This window comes from Enterobacter sp. WP_7_1, from assembly GCF_003688535.1.
Classification (GTDB): Bacteria; Pseudomonadota; Gammaproteobacteria; order Enterobacterales; family Enterobacteriaceae; genus Enterobacter; species Enterobacter asburiae.
The window spans coordinates 94272-109950 of sequence record NZ_REFK01000004.1 but is presented as its reverse complement, the minus strand read 5'-3'; the positions used below and the strand labels follow the sequence as shown (position 1 = coordinate 109950).

The 15679-nt window shown below is 55.7% G+C and carries 16 protein-coding genes; 8 read left to right on the top strand and 8 right to left on the bottom strand.

Going from position 1 to position 15679, the window contains the following annotated elements:
* Positions 1-48: 48 nt before the first annotated feature.
* The 5 genes from ftsZ (at position 49) to mutT (ending at position 6216) form a co-directional block, all read left to right on the top strand.
* Positions 49-1200 carry a cell division protein FtsZ gene (ftsZ, locus tag BJ885_RS16805; protein WP_008501978.1) on the top strand — a complete coding sequence of 384 codons (1152 nt, stop codon included), beginning with the start codon at positions 49-51 and terminating at the stop codon, positions 1198-1200.
* 101 nt (positions 1201-1301) lie between these two features.
* The gene (gene lpxC / locus BJ885_RS16800) at positions 1302-2219 is read left to right on the top strand and encodes a UDP-3-O-acyl-N-acetylglucosamine deacetylase (RefSeq protein ID WP_008501977.1); all 918 of its coding nucleotides are present in this window, start codon (positions 1302-1304) and stop codon (positions 2217-2219) included.
* A gap of 279 nt (positions 2220-2498) precedes the next feature.
* Entirely contained in the window at positions 2499-3002 is a 504-nt protein-coding gene (gene secM / locus BJ885_RS16795) for a secA translation cis-regulator SecM (protein ID WP_183128638.1), read from the top strand.
* 58 nt (positions 3003-3060) lie between these two features.
* Positions 3061-5766, top strand: coding sequence for a preprotein translocase subunit SecA (gene secA / locus BJ885_RS16790; RefSeq protein ID WP_029741231.1), 2706 nt, complete (start codon positions 3061-3063; stop codon positions 5764-5766).
* A 57-nt stretch (positions 5767-5823) separates the two neighbouring features.
* Positions 5824-6216 (top strand): 8-oxo-dGTP diphosphatase MutT, encoded by a 393-nt coding sequence (gene mutT, locus BJ885_RS16785; RefSeq protein WP_121932496.1) that lies wholly within the window; start codon positions 5824-5826, stop codon positions 6214-6216.
* Between the two features lie 34 nt (positions 6217-6250).
* Here mutT and yacG read toward each other — a convergent pair whose 3' ends face one another.
* The 3 genes from yacG to coaE are packed head-to-tail and all read right to left on the bottom strand — an operon-like array spanning position 6251 to position 7818.
* Positions 6251-6445, bottom strand: a complete 195-nt coding sequence (gene yacG, locus BJ885_RS16780; protein ID WP_023310404.1) for a DNA gyrase inhibitor YacG — start codon at positions 6443-6445, stop codon at positions 6251-6253.
* Positions 6446-6454: 9 nt separating this feature from the next.
* Complete coding sequence (gene zapD, locus BJ885_RS16775) at positions 6455-7198, bottom strand: cell division protein ZapD (protein ID WP_029741233.1); 744 nt, start codon at positions 7196-7198, stop codon at positions 6455-6457.
* Complete coding sequence (gene coaE / locus BJ885_RS16770) at positions 7198-7818, bottom strand: dephospho-CoA kinase (protein WP_121932497.1); 621 nt, start codon at positions 7816-7818, stop codon at positions 7198-7200. Before coaE ends, zapD begins: the two co-directional genes overlap by 1 nt.
* A gap of 228 nt (positions 7819-8046) precedes the next feature.
* Between coaE and BJ885_RS16765 the strand changes: the two genes are divergently transcribed.
* Positions 8047-9090: a GMP reductase gene (locus BJ885_RS16765; RefSeq protein ID WP_023310407.1), complete on the top strand. Its 1044-nt coding sequence runs from the start codon at positions 8047-8049 to the stop codon at positions 9088-9090.
* Between the two features lie 41 nt (positions 9091-9131).
* Here BJ885_RS16765 and hofC read toward each other — a convergent pair whose 3' ends face one another.
* The 4 genes from hofC to nadC form a co-directional block, all read right to left on the bottom strand.
* Positions 9132-10316 (bottom strand): protein transport protein HofC, encoded by a 1185-nt coding sequence (hofC, locus tag BJ885_RS16760; RefSeq protein WP_121932498.1) that lies wholly within the window; start codon positions 10314-10316, stop codon positions 9132-9134.
* The gene (gspE, locus tag BJ885_RS16755; protein WP_121932499.1) at positions 10306-11688 is read right to left on the bottom strand and encodes a type II secretion system protein GspE; all 1383 of its coding nucleotides are present in this window, start codon (positions 11686-11688) and stop codon (positions 10306-10308) included. The genes hofC and gspE overlap by 11 nt, the downstream gene beginning before the upstream one ends.
* 10 nt (positions 11689-11698) lie before the next feature.
* The gene (ppdD, locus tag BJ885_RS16750; protein WP_029741237.1) at positions 11699-12136 is read right to left on the bottom strand and encodes a prepilin peptidase-dependent pilin; all 438 of its coding nucleotides are present in this window, start codon (positions 12134-12136) and stop codon (positions 11699-11701) included.
* Between the two features lie 174 nt (positions 12137-12310).
* Complete coding sequence (gene nadC, locus BJ885_RS16745) at positions 12311-13204, bottom strand: carboxylating nicotinate-nucleotide diphosphorylase (protein WP_038417651.1); 894 nt, start codon at positions 13202-13204, stop codon at positions 12311-12313.
* 87 nt (positions 13205-13291) lie between these two features.
* On the opposite strand from nadC, the gene ampD reads away from it, so the two are divergent.
* Both ampD and ampE read left to right on the top strand, forming a co-directional pair.
* Positions 13292-13843: a 1,6-anhydro-N-acetylmuramyl-L-alanine amidase AmpD gene (ampD, locus tag BJ885_RS16740; RefSeq protein ID WP_024907473.1), complete on the top strand. Its 552-nt coding sequence runs from the start codon at positions 13292-13294 to the stop codon at positions 13841-13843.
* 9 nt (positions 13844-13852) lie between these two features.
* A complete protein-coding gene (ampE, locus tag BJ885_RS16735; protein ID WP_121932500.1) occupies positions 13853-14707 on the top strand; it encodes a beta-lactamase regulator AmpE in 855 nt (284 codons plus the stop codon).
* An 18-nt stretch (positions 14708-14725) separates the two neighbouring features.
* Here ampE and BJ885_RS16730 read toward each other — a convergent pair whose 3' ends face one another.
* Positions 14726-15676, bottom strand: coding sequence for a family 43 glycosylhydrolase (locus BJ885_RS16730; RefSeq protein ID WP_121932501.1), 951 nt, complete (start codon positions 15674-15676; stop codon positions 14726-14728).
* Positions 15677-15679: the final 3 nt, after the last annotated feature.

The following is a 15679-nucleotide window of genomic DNA, read 5'->3' as shown; positions in this document are numbered from 1 at the left end:
GGAGAGAATTAGCGGTCTCGGGCGACAGGCACAACGGAGAGAGAAATTATGTTTGAACCTATGGAACTGACCAACGACGCGGTGATTAAAGTCATCGGCGTCGGTGGCGGCGGCGGTAACGCCGTAGAGCATATGGTGCGTGAACGCATTGAAGGTGTTGAATTCTTCGCAGTTAACACCGATGCGCAGGCACTGCGTAAGACGGCTGTAGGCCAGACTATCCAGATCGGCGGTGGTATCACCAAAGGGCTGGGAGCAGGGGCTAACCCGGAAGTCGGTCGCAATGCGGCTGAAGAAGATCGTGAAGCGCTGCGCGCTGCACTGGAAGGTGCGGACATGGTCTTCATCGCAGCAGGTATGGGTGGCGGTACCGGTACCGGCGCAGCACCTGTTGTGGCTGAAGTGGCAAAAGATTTAGGTATCCTGACCGTTGCTGTCGTGACCAAGCCTTTCAACTTTGAAGGCAAGAAGCGTATGGCCTTCGCGGAGCAGGGTATCACCGAGCTGTCCAAGCATGTGGACTCGCTGATCACCATCCCGAACGACAAGCTGTTGAAAGTTCTGGGTCGCGGTATCTCCCTGCTGGACGCATTCGGTGCAGCAAACGACGTGCTGAAAGGCGCGGTTCAGGGTATCGCTGAACTGATTACCCGTCCTGGCCTGATGAACGTTGACTTTGCAGACGTTCGCACCGTGATGTCCGAAATGGGCTACGCGATGATGGGCTCTGGCGTTGCCAGCGGTGAAGACCGTGCAGAAGAAGCGGCTGAAATGGCTATCTCTTCTCCACTGCTGGAAGATATCGATCTGTCTGGTGCGCGCGGCGTGCTGGTCAACATTACCGCTGGCTTTGACCTGCGTCTGGATGAGTTCGAAACCGTGGGTAACACTATCCGTGCGTTCGCCTCTGACAACGCTACCGTGGTAATCGGTACTTCCCTTGACCCTGAAATGAACGACGAACTGCGTGTTACCGTTGTTGCGACCGGTATCGGTATGGACAAACGTCCTGAGATCACCTTAGTGACCAACAAGCAGACTCAGCAACCGGTAATGGATCGTTACCAGCAGCACGGTATGTCTCCTCTGACTCAGGAGCAGAAACCGGCCGCGAAAGTGGTGAACGACCCAACGCCGCAAACGGCGAAAGAGCCAGATTATCTGGATATCCCGGCGTTCCTGCGTAAGCAAGCTGACTAAGAATTGGCTGGAATTAGGGGATTTGCGCTCTTTGTGCTAAACTGGCCCACCGTTAGTGATATACACTCTCGGTTGGATAGTTAATTTGGCGAGATTATACGATGATCAAACAAAGGACACTTAAACGTATCGTTCAGGCGACTGGTGTCGGTTTACATACCGGCAAGAAAGTCACGCTGACGTTACGCCCTGCGCCGGCCAATACCGGGGTCATCTATCGTCGCACCGACTTGAATCCACCGGTAGATTTTCCGGCCGATGCCAAATCTGTGCGTGATACTATGCTCTGTACTTGTCTGGTGAACGAGCATGACGTGCGGATTTCTACCGTAGAGCACCTGAACGCCGCCCTGGCGGGTCTGGGTATCGACAACATTATTGTTGAAGTCGATGCGCCAGAAATCCCGATTATGGATGGCAGTGCTGCACCGTTCGTCTATCTGTTGCTGGATGCCGGCATCGAAGAACTGAACTGCGCGAAGAAATTTGTACGCATCAAAGAGACCGTTCGCGTCGAAGATGGCGACAAGTGGGCTGAATTCAAACCGTACAATGGTTTCTCGTTGGACTTTACCATCGACTTTAACCATCCGGCGATTGATTCCAGCACCCAACGCTATGCGATGAACTTCTCTGCTGATGCGTTTATGCGCCAGATCAGCCGAGCCCGTACATTTGGCTTCATGCGTGATATCGAATATCTGCAGTCCCGCGGCCTGTGCCTGGGCGGCAGCTTCGATTGTGCCATCGTTGTTGACGATTATCGCGTACTGAACGAAGACGGCCTGCGTTTCGAAGATGAATTCGTTCGTCACAAAATGCTGGATGCTATCGGCGACCTGTTCATGTGTGGTCACAACATCATTGGTGCATTTACCGCGTTCAAATCCGGTCATGCGCTGAACAACAAACTGTTGCAGGCCGTCCTGGCAAAACAGGAAGCCTGGGAATATGTGACCTTCGAAGACGAAGCTGAACTGCCGCTGGCTTTCAAAGCACCAAGCATGGTTCTGGCGTAACGGTTCAAACCGTTTCGTAAAAAACTCGACTGGTTAACCTGGTACTCTCTCCGACCAGGAAGACCAGTCGTTTTTATTTTTACCCCTCTTCGTTTGCCCCAGCATTATCTCTCGTCTGTCTTACGCAGAAAATGTGTGCGTTAGCTGCATTCTTGACCGTTTTTACCCGCGGCGGCACCTCATTCCTGCTGATGTATATTGGCTTTAGTGGTACTATCTGGGCGCTAAAAAGAATAACTGAACTCAGCCTCTGCAAGGCTGGCTTATTGGGTGGAGCAGGTGAGCGGAATACTGACGCGCTGGCGACAATTTGGCAGACGTTACTTCTGGCCGCATCTCTTATTAGGGATGGTCGCGGCGAGTTTCGGCTTGCCTGCGCTCAGCAACAGTGCCGAAGCGGCGACGCCCGCAAAAACCTCCACCACCAAACACAATCTCAACACGCGGGTTAACTTCACTAACCTTGCGTGGCTTGAAGCCAGTCGCCGCCCAAACTTCTCCGTCGATTACTGGCACCAGCACGCTATCCGCACGGTTATCCGCCATCTGTCCTTTGCGATGGCACCGCAGGCCATGCCTGTTGCGGAAGAGGCGCTGCCGGTGCAGGCTCAGCATCTTGCCCTGCTGGACACGCTCAACGCGCTGCTTACGCAGGACAGCCAGCCGCCAGTCATGGTTCGCCAGACGACACAGCGTGCGTTGGTTTCACCGGTTTCATTCTCTGTTTCAACCTGGATTAGCCAGGCCCACGGCATTCGCGCCGGGCCGCAACGCCTCAGCTAAATTAACTTTTTCAATACCTTAATTTATCTGCCCACACTGGGGCGTTTGAGAATTTATTATGCTAATCAAATTGTTAACTAAAGTTTTTGGTAGTCGTAACGATCGTACCCTGCGCCGTATGCGTAAAGCTGTTGCCGTCATCAACGGTATGGAACCGGCGATGGAGAAGCTCTCTGATGACGAGCTGAAAGCGAAAACGGCGGAATTCCGCGCGCGTCTGGAAAAAGGTGAAACCTTAGAAAGCCTGATCCCAGAAGCGTTTGCTGTCGTGCGCGAAGCGAGTAAGCGCGTATTCGGCATGCGTCACTTCGACGTCCAGCTGCTGGGTGGTATGGTGCTCAACGAGCGCTGCATCGCTGAAATGCGTACCGGTGAAGGTAAAACCCTGACCGCAACTCTGCCGGCTTACCTGAACGCGCTGACCGGTAAAGGCGTTCACGTCGTTACCGTCAACGACTATCTGGCACAGCGTGACGCCGAAAACAACCGCCCACTGTTCGAATTCCTCGGTATGACCGTCGGCATCAACATGTCCGGCCTGCCTGCGCCAGCCAAGCGCGAAGCGTATAACGCGGACATCACCTACGGCACCAACAACGAATACGGCTTCGACTACCTGCGTGACAACATGGCGTTCAGCCCGGAAGAGCGCGTACAGCGTAAGCTGCACTATGCGCTGGTGGATGAGGTTGACTCCATCCTGATTGATGAAGCGCGTACTCCGCTGATCATCTCCGGCCCGGCTGAAGACAGCTCCGAGATGTACCGTAAAGTCGACAAAATCATTCCACACCTGCTGCGTCAGGAGAAAGAGGACTCGGATACCTTCCAGGGTGAAGGCCACTTCTCCGTAGATGAAAAAGCGCGCCAGGTGAACCTGACCGAACGTGGTCTGGTGAAAATTGAAGAACTGCTTGTGGCTGAAGGCATCATGGAAGAGGGCGAGTCCCTGTACTCCCCGACCAACATCATGCTGATGCACCACGTGACCGCTGCACTGCGCGCCCACGCGCTGTTCACCCGCGACGTCGATTACATCGTTAAAGACGGCGAAGTGATCATCGTCGATGAACACACCGGCCGTACCATGCAGGGACGTCGCTGGTCTGACGGTCTGCACCAGGCTGTGGAAGCCAAAGAAGGTGTGGATATTCAGAATGAAAACCAGACGCTGGCGTCTATCACCTTCCAGAACTACTTCCGTCTGTACGAGAAGCTGGCGGGGATGACCGGTACTGCTGATACCGAAGCGTTTGAATTCAGCTCCATCTACAAGCTGGATACCGTGGTTGTTCCAACCAACCGTCCAATGATCCGTAAGGATATGCCGGACCTGGTGTACATGACCGAAGCGGAAAAAATTCAGGCAATCATCGAAGATATTCGCGACCGTACTGCGAATGGTCAGCCAGTTTTGGTGGGGACCATCTCCATCGAGAAATCCGAAGTGGTTTCTCACGAGCTGACTAAAGCGGGTATCAAACACAACGTTCTGAACGCCAAATTCCACGCAAAAGAAGCGGACATTGTTGCGCAGGCGGGTTATCCCGCTGCCGTGACCATCGCCACCAACATGGCGGGTCGTGGTACCGATATTATGCTGGGCGGTAGCTGGCAGGCTGAAGTGGCGGAGCTGGAAAACCCAACGCCAGAACAGATTGCGCAGATCAAAGCCGACTGGCAGGTTCGTCATGACGCCGTTCTGGCTTCCGGCGGTCTGCACATCATCGGTACAGAGCGTCATGAATCTCGTCGTATCGATAACCAGCTCCGTGGCCGTGCGGGTCGTCAGGGTGATGCCGGTTCATCCCGCTTCTACCTGTCTATGGAAGATGCGCTGATGCGTATTTTCGCCTCCGACCGCGTGTCCGGCATGATGCGTAAGCTGGGGATGAAACCAGGCGAAGCCATTGAGCACCCGTGGGTGACTAAAGCGATCGCTAACGCACAGCGTAAAGTGGAAAGCCGCAACTTTGATATTCGTAAGCAGCTGCTGGAATATGATGATGTGGCTAACGATCAGCGTCGTGCGATCTACACCCAGCGTAACGAACTGCTGGACGTGTCCGACGTGAGCGAAACCATCAACAGCATTCGTGAAGATGTGTTTAAAGCCACCATCGACGCGCATATTCCACCGCAGTCTCTGGAAGAGATGTGGGATATCGAAGGCCTGCAGGAACGTCTGAAAAATGACTTTGACCTCGATCTGCCAATCAAAGAGTGGCTGGATAAAGAGCCTGAGCTGCACGAAGAGACCCTGCGTGAACGTATCTTTGAAACCGCGCTGGACGTTTACAAGCGTAAGGAAGAAGTCGTAGGCGAAGAGATGATGCGTCACTTCGAAAAAGGCGTGATGCTGCAGACGCTGGACTCCCTGTGGAAAGAGCACCTGGCGGCGATGGACTACCTGCGTCAGGGTATTCACCTGCGTGGCTATGCGCAGAAAGATCCGAAGCAGGAATACAAGCGTGAATCCTTCTCCATGTTTGCCTCTATGCTGGAGTCACTGAAGTATGAAGTGATCAGCACCCTGAGCAAGGTTCAGGTGCGTATGCCGGAAGAAGTGGAAGCGATGGAGCAGCAGCGTCGTGAAGAAGCCGAGCGTCTGGCACAAATGCAGCAGCTGAGTCATCAGACCGACGACAGCGAAGCCGCAGCGGCGATTGCCGCACAGACCGGTGATCGTAAAGTGGGTCGTAACGATCCGTGCCCATGTGGTTCCGGTAAAAAGTACAAGGCGTGCCACGGCCGTCTGAGCTGAGTTCATAAAAAAACAAAAAGGCGCAGATTTCTGCGCCTTTTTTATGGAAGTGACAATATGAAAATACTGCAAATTGCCGTCGGGATTATTCGCAACCCGCAAAACCAAATCTTTATCACCCAGCGCGCTGCCGACGCCCATATGGCGAACAAGTGGGAGTTTCCGGGCGGTAAAATCGAGTCAGGAGAAACGCCGGAAGAGGCGCTGGTTCGGGAGCTTCAGGAAGAGGTGGGGATCACCCCGCTTGGCGCAACGCTGTTTGATAAGCTTGAGTACCAGTTTCCGGACAGGCACATCACGCTGTGGTTCTGGCTGGTGGAAAACTGGGAGGGTGAACCCTGGGGAAAAGAGGGACAGCCGGGTAGCTGGGTGGAGCTTAAGGCAAGTGATGCCGAAAAATTCCCGCCAGCTAATGAATCCGTGATCCTGCGGTTAGTCGCGCAACCGTAGGCCTGCTGAGCGAAGCGCCAGCAGGCTTTACAGATTACTGCTGGGTTTCACTCCAGTCATCGCTGTCCGAGAGATCGCCTTCGCTTGGAATGCGTTTCTCTTCCGCCGCCCATTCGCCCAGGTCAATAAGCTGACAGCGCTTGCAGCAGAATGGGCGAAACGGACTCACTTCGCCCCAGACAACGGTTTTGCCACAGGTTGGGCAGCTTACGGTGGTGACATCAGACATCGGCACTCCTTAACAACAGGCCAGTTCAAAATCGAGACGTTCCGGCACGGTGCCATTTTCACTGTCCAGCGGCATAAAGCGAATCGCAAAGCGGCTCTTATGCCCGGAAATCTGTGGGTAAAGCTGTTCGCCAAGCGACAGGTTGAGACGCAGAAGATCGGCATCATCACCGTTATCCTGGAAGAAACCATTCAGGCTGGTTTGCTTGCGGAACGGCGCAGAATTACGGATCAGATCGAGGATCAGCGACAGCGTCTGGTGCATTGGCTCCAGGCTTGCCAGCCAGCTGTTCACCTGTGCGTCACGCTGCGCCTGTGGCATATGTAGCCACATATGCAGCGTCGGCAGGTCGAAGCTGCAGCAGCCGCCAGGAATGCTCAGACGCTGGCGCACCAGGCCAATCAGGCGGTCTTCACGCAAAAACTGCCCGACGCGCGGCGCGGCCATCAGGACGGTGCTACTGCTTTTCAACTGCTGGCGGAGCGCGTCGATACGGCTCTGATCTACGCCGGGGACCTCTGTCCATGCCTGCAATTTACGCTGCTGGCGCTCCAGCTCTTTGAGTAATTCTGTGCGGACATCGCCGCGTTCAATTACATCCAGCAGATCGCCCACGTTGCGGAAGAAGTGCAGCGCCGTGGCATGATCGTTAACAGGCAGATGTTGTGAAAGTTGTTGAATAAGAAATTCGATGCGCAGCCAGGTGCGCATTTTTTCGTTGAGCGGATGCTCAAAAAGGATGTGTGTCGACATTATGGTTTTTCCTGTGCAACGGCCTGCGCGGCGAACGTCAGATACTGCGCGTGCAGACGGGCAACATCCGATGCAATGGCATCTGGTGCGCCGTTATTATCAATAACATCATTCGCCACGGCAAGGCGCTGAGCGCGCGTAGCCTGAGCGGCAAGAATTTGTTCAGCATGCTCCCGCGAGACGCGATCGCGCGCCATGGTTCTCTGGATTTGCGTTTCGGGTGCGACATCAATCACCAGCACACGATCGGCTTTCTTCTGCAGCTGATTTTCAACCAGTAGCGGAACCACCCACAGGACATAGGGCGAGCGGGCTGCGGCTATCTGACGTTGAGTTTCCTGGTGGATGATGGGGTGGAGCAGGGCATTAAGCCAGGCTTTTTCCGCAGAATCAGAAAAAATGCATTCGCGAAGCTGACGGCGATTCAGTGTGCCATCGGCATTGATGACTGCCTGACCAAAATGTTCTGCGATGACCTTTAGCGCGGGTGTATTGGGCTCTACCACCTGGCGGGCAATGATATCGGCATCAATAATCGTGATACCCAAACGAGAGAACGCGTCCGCAACGGTACTTTTGCCACTACCGATGCCGCCGGTTAATGCGACGATATACCCCATTAATTCAAATCCTGGGAATTATTCATTATTAAAATCAGTTGATTAAAACTCTTAGGTGCGCCAGCAACTGTTTGGTCCTGTTTACCGGCTTTTTACCAGGTAAATTTATAGGATTGTAGCGTAAAAAAAGAGAATTTCGCAGTCTTGCGGAGCAGGTATTAGTGCGTATGATAACGTCACTGGAGTTGTGCTTTTAACATATTTGCCTCTAACCCCAGGAATCCGCACATGCGTATCGAAGAAGATCTGAAGTTAGGTTTCAAAGACGTTCTTATCCGCCCTAAACGCTCTACACTGAAAAGTCGCTCAGACGTTGAACTCGAACGTCAATTCACCTTTAAGCATTCCGGTCAGACCTGGTCTGGCGTGCCGATCATCGCTGCCAACATGGATACTGTGGGAACCTTTGAGATGGCAACCGCCCTGGCACAGTTCGACATTCTCACCGCCGTTCACAAACATTACAGCCCTGAAGAGTGGAATGCGTTTGTTGCGTCCGCGTCTGCTGACGTGGTGAAGCATGTGATGGTCTCCACCGGTACCTCCGATGCCGATTTCGAGAAGACCAAACAGATCCTGAATGCTAACCCGGCGCTCAACTTCGTTTGTATTGACGTGGCGAACGGTTACTCCGAACACTTCGTGCAGTTCGTCAGCAAGGCGCGTGAAGCCTGGCCGACGAAAACCATCATCGCGGGCAACGTGGTGACCGGTGAAATGTGTGAAGAGCTGATCCTTTCCGGCGCAGATATCGTGAAAGTGGGTATTGGCCCTGGCTCCGTGTGCACGACACGCGTCAAAACCGGCGTCGGTTATCCGCAGCTTTCCGCCGTCATTGAATGCGCCGATGCGGCGCACGGTCTGGGCGGTCAGATCATCAGCGATGGCGGCTGTACCATGCCGGGCGACGTTGCGAAAGCCTTCGGAGGCGGCGCGGACTTCGTGATGCTCGGCGGTATGCTGGCAGGCCACGAAGAGAGCGGCGGTACCGTTGTTGAAGAGAACGGCGAGAAATTTATGCTGTTCTACGGCATGAGCTCTGAATCCGCGATGACCCGTCACGTCGGTGGCGTGGCAAAATACCGTGCGGCAGAAGGCAAAACCGTTAAGCTGCCTCTGCGCGGCCCGGTTGAATACACCGCGCGCGATATCCTCGGCGGCCTGCGCTCGGCCTGCACCTACGTTGGGGCATCCCGCCTGAAAGAACTGACTAAACGTACGACGTTTATTCGCGTTCAGGAACAGGAAAACCGCGTATTCAATAGCCTGTAATGGCTTCGGCTGGCGCATGCCCGTGCGCCAGCACTGTTCAACTACCCCGCGCTCATCGCATCCCCCAGATGGAAAATCGGCAGGTACATTGCCACCACTAGCGTGCCGATGATGACCCCTGTCACAATCAGAAGCACCGGCTCGAGAAGTGCCGCCAGATTATCTGCCCGCTGAAAGGTCTGTTCCGTGTGATGCCGGGCGAGGTTTGCCAGCATGATGTCCAGCGCACCTGACATTTCACCGGTTCGTAAAAGCTGAATACACAGCGGGGTAAAGATGGCTGCTTTCTGAAAGGATGACCAGACGGGGAGACCTTTTTCAATGTCCTCCCGAACGCAGCAGAGTACCCCCCGCCAGTAACAACTTTCAACGGTCTCCTCTGCGCTCTCCAGGCCCTGTAAAAAGGGGATACCGGCCTGCTGCGTGAGCGACAGCACGGTAAAGATGTGTCCCAGTTTTTGTCCTTTTGCCAGCGCGCCCATCACGGGCATGTGCATCAGCATGCGCTGCCAGCGAGGGTTCTGCCGCAGTACCCAGGCGGCGGCTAAGGGCGTTAATAACGCGGCGAACAACGCGAGGGCATAGGACTGGATAAATGCGGCCATCCCCATGACCATTTGCGTCAGCAGCGGGAGCGGCGTGTTAAACGTTTTGTAGATCGCGGCAAACTCGGGCAAGACCAGAATGACCATCGCCAGCACCACGAGTACGGCCAGCGTCAGGACGATCGCCGGGTAGCGCAGGGCCTTTTTCACCTTCTCTCTGAGCTGCTGCTGCGCTTTTTGCTGCTGCGCGAGCTGGCGGCAGCACTCCTCCAGTTTCCCTGTGAGCTCACCGGTTTTCACCATAGAGACATGCAGCGGGCTAAACACCGCTGGCCACTTTTTTAGCGACGCAGAAAAGGGGGAACCCTCACTGAGCTCATCGGCAATGCTTTGCAGCAGCGCCTGCCATGGTTTTAACGGATGTTGCTCTGCCAGCATCTGCAGGCTGTGGGACAACGTCAGCCCCGCCTGAAGAAGCGTTGCGAGCTGGCGAAACATCTCGCAGCAATGATGCGGCCGCCAGCGGTGTCGCTGAGCGCATCGGGTCAGCGCCAGAGGATGGAGATCGCTACGCATCAGCCTGGTGAAGGCGGCAGTGCGGTCTGTGGCCCAGAGCGTTCCGCTTCGGAGTTCTCCTTCTTTGGTGAGCGCTCGCCAGCGCCAGAGCTGATTAGCAGCCATCCGGCATTCCCAGCACGCGCACCAGCTCTTCGATCGTGGTCAGCCCTTGTTCGACGGCCATGCAGCCGTGCTCAAAAAGAGAAATCATTCCCGCCTGCCGGGCACTCGCCTCTATCACTTCGATTCCCGCCCCGCTGGCAATGGCCTGACGCAGGTCATTGTCGATCGCGAGCACTTCAAAAATGGCCACGCGGCCATAAAAACCATGATAACAGCGATCGCAGCCGGTGGGCAGCCAGCGAGGAAGTGGTCTGGACCATACGGCGCGCGGTAATTCAGCATGCTCGCTGGCTTCCCGGCGACAGTGCGGACACAAACGCCGGACCAGTCTCTGGGCAATCACCATCGACAGCGCGGAAGATATCATCCAGCGCGCGACGCCCATCTGCTCCAGGCGAATCAGGGTTTCCGTCGTCGAGTTGGTGTGCAGCGTTGACAGCACCAGATGACCGGTCTGAGCGGCATTAATGGCAATTTCTGCCGTTTCGCCGTCACGGATTTCGCCGACCATAATGATGTCTGGATCCTGACGCAGCAGCGCCCTCAGCACGCTCTGGAATGTTAAACCCGCCCGGGGATTAATCTGCGTCTGGTTTAATCCCGCAAGGGGGATCTCAATGGGATCCTCTACGCTACAGATGTTGACGTCAGGGGTGTTACGCGCCTGCAGCGCGCTGTACAGCGTCACGGTTTTGCCGCTGCCGGTAGGGCCGGTGACCAGAATCAACCCCTGCGGCTGGTGGAGGACCTCATTAAAACAGGCCAGTTGTTCTGCACTCATACCAAGCGCTTTCGGCTCAAGAGCCTGCTGAACCTGATGCAGCAGACGCAGCACAATTTTCTCACCACCGCTGCAGGGAAGCGTCGCGATCCGAAACGAGACCGGCGCGTTTGCCAGCTCAATCGTAAACTGACCGTCCTGAGGTAAACGACGTTCTGCAATATCCAGATTACCCAGCACCTTTAAACGAGCGCTGAACAGGCTGGCCAGCGAGGCGGAAAGCGGAGGCTGGGGGCAAAGAACCCCGTCGATGCGCAAACGGATCTGGCATGCGTGCTCCATCGGTTCGATATGAATGTCGGAGGCGCGTTGGCTGATTGCCTGCTGCAGCGTGTAATTGAGGATATCCACCGTCGAGTGTGTTTGCGAAACGACGGGCAGATGCGATTGCGACGTTAGCTGCCGGTGTTTTTCCATGCGCTCAGCGCTCCAGCACTCAATATCAATCCGTTTCTGGGTCGCGAAGCGCAGCGCCTCCATGAGTTCAGCCGCGGGGCTGCCCACGACGGCGATGCTGACCATGTCACTGTCGCTGGTGAGCAGCAGAGCGTGATGGCGCTGACAAAGCGCCACGAGTTGATCGGTATTCATTATCCGCTCCTCAGTTATTGTCGAAGCGGAAAACGTCTTCGCAGGCCTGTTTCAGGGCGCTGTCCGCGCTGATATTGCAGTCACGCGTCCAGCCCGTCATACCGTTGCCGTCGCTCCACCGTGGCGTCATGGTTACCGTCAGCCCGTTAAGACTCTCCTGTCCTGTTAAGGTCACGGTCCCTTTTGCCACGTTCATTCCCGAAACGTAGCGCGTCGTGGTGGGGGAAGGAATACCGTTACTGCCGGCGTCGCAGCTCTCCACGCCACCGTGATCCAGTGCGCAAAGCTCAATGGCCGTACGGTAGGGAACAAAGGTTTGCAGCATATCGGTCAGCGCCGCCTTGCGCAGGTAGTTCTGATAGGCGGGAACGCCGATGGCGCTCAGAATCGCAATGATGCCAATGACCACCATCAGCTCAATGAGTGTGAATCCTTGTTGTCTGTTCATATCCGCTCCTTATGCAAAGTGGCGCTACTTTGTCAGCGGGAAAGAGCAGAAACGAGAGGCAAAAAAGGGAACGGGAAGAAGGCTTCCGAGAATTTTTTCAGTGTTGCAGGGCAGAACAGTGGATCTGCGAGCGGGGCTGTAATTCCCCTCTCCGGGTGGAGAGGGGAGAATGCGTTACTTGAAGCGCATTGAGAGGTCGAGGGCGCGAACGTGTTTGGTCAGCGCGCCGACGGAGATGTAATCCACGCCGGTTTCGGCGAATTCACGGATCGTTTCGAAAGTGACGTTCCCGGACACTTCAAGCTGGGCCCGGCCGTTAGTCAGTTTTACCGCCTCGCGCATCTGCTCTGTTTCGAAGTTATCGAGCATGATGATATCGGCCCCGGCCTTAATCGCCTGCTCCAGCTCTTCCAGGCTTTCGACTTCCACCTCAACAGGCACATCCGGGTGCAGCCAGAAGGCTTTCTCAACTGCCTGACGCACGGAGCCAGAGGCAATAATGTGGTTCTCTTTAATCAGGAAGGCGTCGGATAAGCCCAGGCGATGGTTTGCGCCGCCGCCGCAGAGCACCGCATACTTCAGCGCGGTGCGCAGGCCCGGCAGCGTTTTACGGGTATCCAGCAGCTGGGTGCGGGTACCGGCCAGCAGGTCAACGTAGCGACGCACTTCACTGGCCACGCCAGAGAGCGTTTGTACAAAATTGAGCGCGGTACGTTCGCCGGTCAGCAAGACGCGGGAAGGACCGTCCAGTTCGAACAGCGGCTGGTTTGCCGTAATTGCATCGCCGTCTTCAACGTGCCAGATAATCTGCACATCATCACCCGCCAGCTGGGTAAAGACCTCTTCAACCCAACGCTTGCCGCAAAAAACGCCCTCTTCACGGGTGATAATAACCGCGTGCGAGCGCGTCTCTTTTGGCAACAATTGTGCGGTAATATCCTTATCAGCATTAACGTCACCGCCCAGATCTTCTTTCAAAGCATGGGAGACGCTTGCCGGAATATCCATATTAATACGTTCCAGAAGCGCTTCACGTCGGTGGTCGGGGTTGTAGCGGCGAGGCGGCATGATAAAACTCCAAATTGGTAACGAATCATAATATTGAAACATGCTACTCTGAACCGAGTCATTGCACCATACAGAAGGAGTTCCAGCATGTTGTTAGAAAACGGATGGCTGGTGGATGCGCGGCACGTGCCCTCGCCGCACCACGATTGCCGCCCGGAGGATGAAAAGCCCACACTGCTGGTGGTTCATAATATTAGTCTCCCGCCGGGTGAATTTGGCGGCCCGTGGATCGATGCGTTATTCACGGGAACGATTGATCCCGATGCTCATCCCTTCTTTGCTGAAATTGCACATCTGCGCGTATCGGCTCACTGCCTGATTCGTCGCGATGGTGAAGTGGTTCAGTATGTTCCCTTTGATAAGCGCGCCTGGCATGCCGGGGTGTCGATGTATCACGGGCGCGAACGGTGCAACGATTTTTCTATCGGGATTGAACTGGAAGGCACGGATACCACGCCCTACACCGATTCACAGTATCAACAGCTAGCGGCAGTGACCCGCACGCTTATCGGCCTCTACCCGGCTATCGCCGACAATATCACGGGACACAGTGATATTGCCCCGGAGAGAAAAACCGATCCCGGCCCGGCCTTTGACTGGCCTCGGTTTCGCGCCATGCTCACCGCGTCGTCAGAATAAGGAGATACCATGACGTTGTTTACCATGCTGCTGGTTATCATCGCTGAACGCCTGTTCAAGCTCGGTGAGCACTGGCATCTGGATCACCGGCTGGAGGTGTTGTTCCGCCGTATCAAACATTTTTCCATGCTGCGCACGCTGCTGATGATGGCAGGGGTGATGGTCATTACGTTCCTGCTCCTGCGCTCGCTGTACGGACTCTTTTTCAACGTGCCGCTGCTGGTGGTGTGGATCCTGCTTGGAGTGCTGTGCATTGGCGCGGGCAAGGTGCGTTTACATTATCACGCATACCTGAAAGCCGCATCCCGTGACGATGCCCATGCGCGCGGTGCCATGGCGAGCGAACTGACCATGATCCACGGCGTGCCGCCGGACTGTGACGAGCGCGAATTTCTGCGCGAGCTGCAAAACGCGCTGCTGTGGATTAACTTCCGCTACTACCTGGCACCGCTGTTCTGGTTCGTGGTGGGCGGCCCGTGGGGGCCGGTACTGCTGATGGGGTATGCATTCCTGCGCGCCTGGCAGACCTGGCTTGCCCGTTATCTGACGCCGCATGAACGCCTGCAGTCAGGCATTGATGCCATCCTGCACGTGCTCGACTGGCTTCCGGTGCGTCTGGTAGGCGTGGTGTACGCGTTAATTGGTCACGGTGAAAAAGCGCTGCCCGCCTGGTTCGCTTCTCTTGCCGATCGCCATACGTCGCAGTATCAGGTGCTAACGCGTCTGGCGCAGTTCTCGCTGGCGCGTGAGCCGCATACCGACAAGATTGAAACGCCGAAGGCCGCTGTCTCCATGGCGAAGAAAACGTCGTTTGTGGTGGTGGTGATCGTGGCGCTGCTGACGATTTACGGCACGCTGGTGTAGGCCAGCGCGCCGCAAAGGCTAAAGCGTATCCGCGGGCGGGATGCCGAAATCAGGCATCCCGTTTTCATTCCAGCGGACGCGCTTCAGGCGTGTATGGCGGTTCGGATCGTACAGCGGGTCGCCCTCAATTTCGGTGTAATTGCGCGCGTGATACACCAGTACATCTTCTCCTTCCTGCGTTTGCGTAAAGCTGTTGTGTCCCGGGCCAAACTGGCGGTTCTCATAGCTGGTAACGAACACCGGACGCGGGGATTTGTGCCAGTTTGCCGGGTTTTGCGGATCGGCATTCAGGTCTATCCACAGTAGCCCCATGCAGTAGTTCTCGTCGGTGGCGCTCGCGGAATAGCTGATAAACAGCTTATCACCGTGAACCAGCACCGCCGGGCCTTCGTTGACCCAGAACCCACGACGCTCCCAGTCATACTCCGGCTTGCTGAGCATCACCGGCTCGCCTTTCAGTGTCCAGGGATTCTCCATTTCGCACAGATAAAGATTGGAGTTGCCGGTGATATCCGGCGCTTTTTGCGCCCACAGATACCAGCGTTTACCCTGATGAACAAAGGTGGTGGCGTCCAGGGCGAAGGTATCGAAAGGCGTTTTGATTTGCCCTTTCTCAACCCACGTGCCGGTGAGCGGATCGCCGTCGGCACATTCAATGGCAAACATACGGTGCTGGAACATCCCGAGCGCGTCGAGCGCCTGGGTGTGCGTCGCAGCAAAATAGATGTACCACTTCCCGTCAATGTGATGCAGTTCCGGCGCCCAGATCAGCTGGCTCATTGGGCCGATGTCGGGCTTGCGCCAGACCACCACTTCTTCGGCATTACGTAAGCCTTCCAGCGAGTCCGCGCGGCGGATCGCCAGCCTGTCGTACTGCGGCACAGAGGCGATGAAATAGTACCGCCCCTCATGGCGTAAAATGTACGGGTCGGCACGTTGTTCGATAAACGGGTTTGGCCAGGTTTGCATTCG

What these genes read in the sequence shown, in the direction of transcription:
- yacG (WP_023310404.1), bottom strand. Translation starts at nt 6,445, where the DNA reads ATGTCTGATGTCACCACCGTAAGCTGCCCAACCTGTGGCAAAACCGTT.
- BJ885_RS16765 (WP_023310407.1), top strand. Translation starts at nt 8,047, where the DNA reads ATGCGTATCGAAGAAGATCTGAAGTTAGGTTTCAAAGACGTTCTTATC.
- ppdD (WP_029741237.1), bottom strand. Translation starts at nt 12,136, where the DNA reads ATGAACAGACAACAAGGATTCACACTCATTGAGCTGATGGTGGTCATT.
- coaE (WP_121932497.1), bottom strand. Translation starts at nt 7,818, where the DNA reads ATGGGGTATATCGTCGCATTAACCGGCGGCATCGGTAGTGGCAAAAGT.
- hofC (WP_121932498.1), bottom strand. Translation starts at nt 10,316, where the DNA reads ATGGCTGCTAATCAGCTCTGGCGCTGGCGAGCGCTCACCAAAGAAGGA.
- mutT (WP_121932496.1), top strand. Translation starts at nt 5,824, where the DNA reads ATGAAAATACTGCAAATTGCCGTCGGGATTATTCGCAACCCGCAAAAC.
- gspE (WP_121932499.1), bottom strand. Translation starts at nt 11,688, where the DNA reads ATGAATACCGATCAACTCGTGGCGCTTTGTCAGCGCCATCACGCTCTG.
- ampD (WP_024907473.1), top strand. Translation starts at nt 13,292, where the DNA reads ATGTTGTTAGAAAACGGATGGCTGGTGGATGCGCGGCACGTGCCCTCG.
- ampE (WP_121932500.1), top strand. Translation starts at nt 13,853, where the DNA reads ATGACGTTGTTTACCATGCTGCTGGTTATCATCGCTGAACGCCTGTTC.
- zapD (WP_029741233.1), bottom strand. Translation starts at nt 7,198, where the DNA reads ATGTCGACACACATCCTTTTTGAGCATCCGCTCAACGAAAAAATGCGC.
- lpxC (WP_008501977.1), top strand. Translation starts at nt 1,302, where the DNA reads ATGATCAAACAAAGGACACTTAAACGTATCGTTCAGGCGACTGGTGTC.
- ftsZ (WP_008501978.1), top strand. Translation starts at nt 49, where the DNA reads ATGTTTGAACCTATGGAACTGACCAACGACGCGGTGATTAAAGTCATC.
- BJ885_RS16730 (WP_121932501.1), bottom strand. Translation starts at nt 15,676, where the DNA reads ATGCAAACCTGGCCAAACCCGTTTATCGAACAACGTGCCGACCCGTAC.
- secA (WP_029741231.1), top strand. Translation starts at nt 3,061, where the DNA reads ATGCTAATCAAATTGTTAACTAAAGTTTTTGGTAGTCGTAACGATCGT.
- nadC (WP_038417651.1), bottom strand. Translation starts at nt 13,204, where the DNA reads ATGCCGCCTCGCCGCTACAACCCCGACCACCGACGTGAAGCGCTTCTG.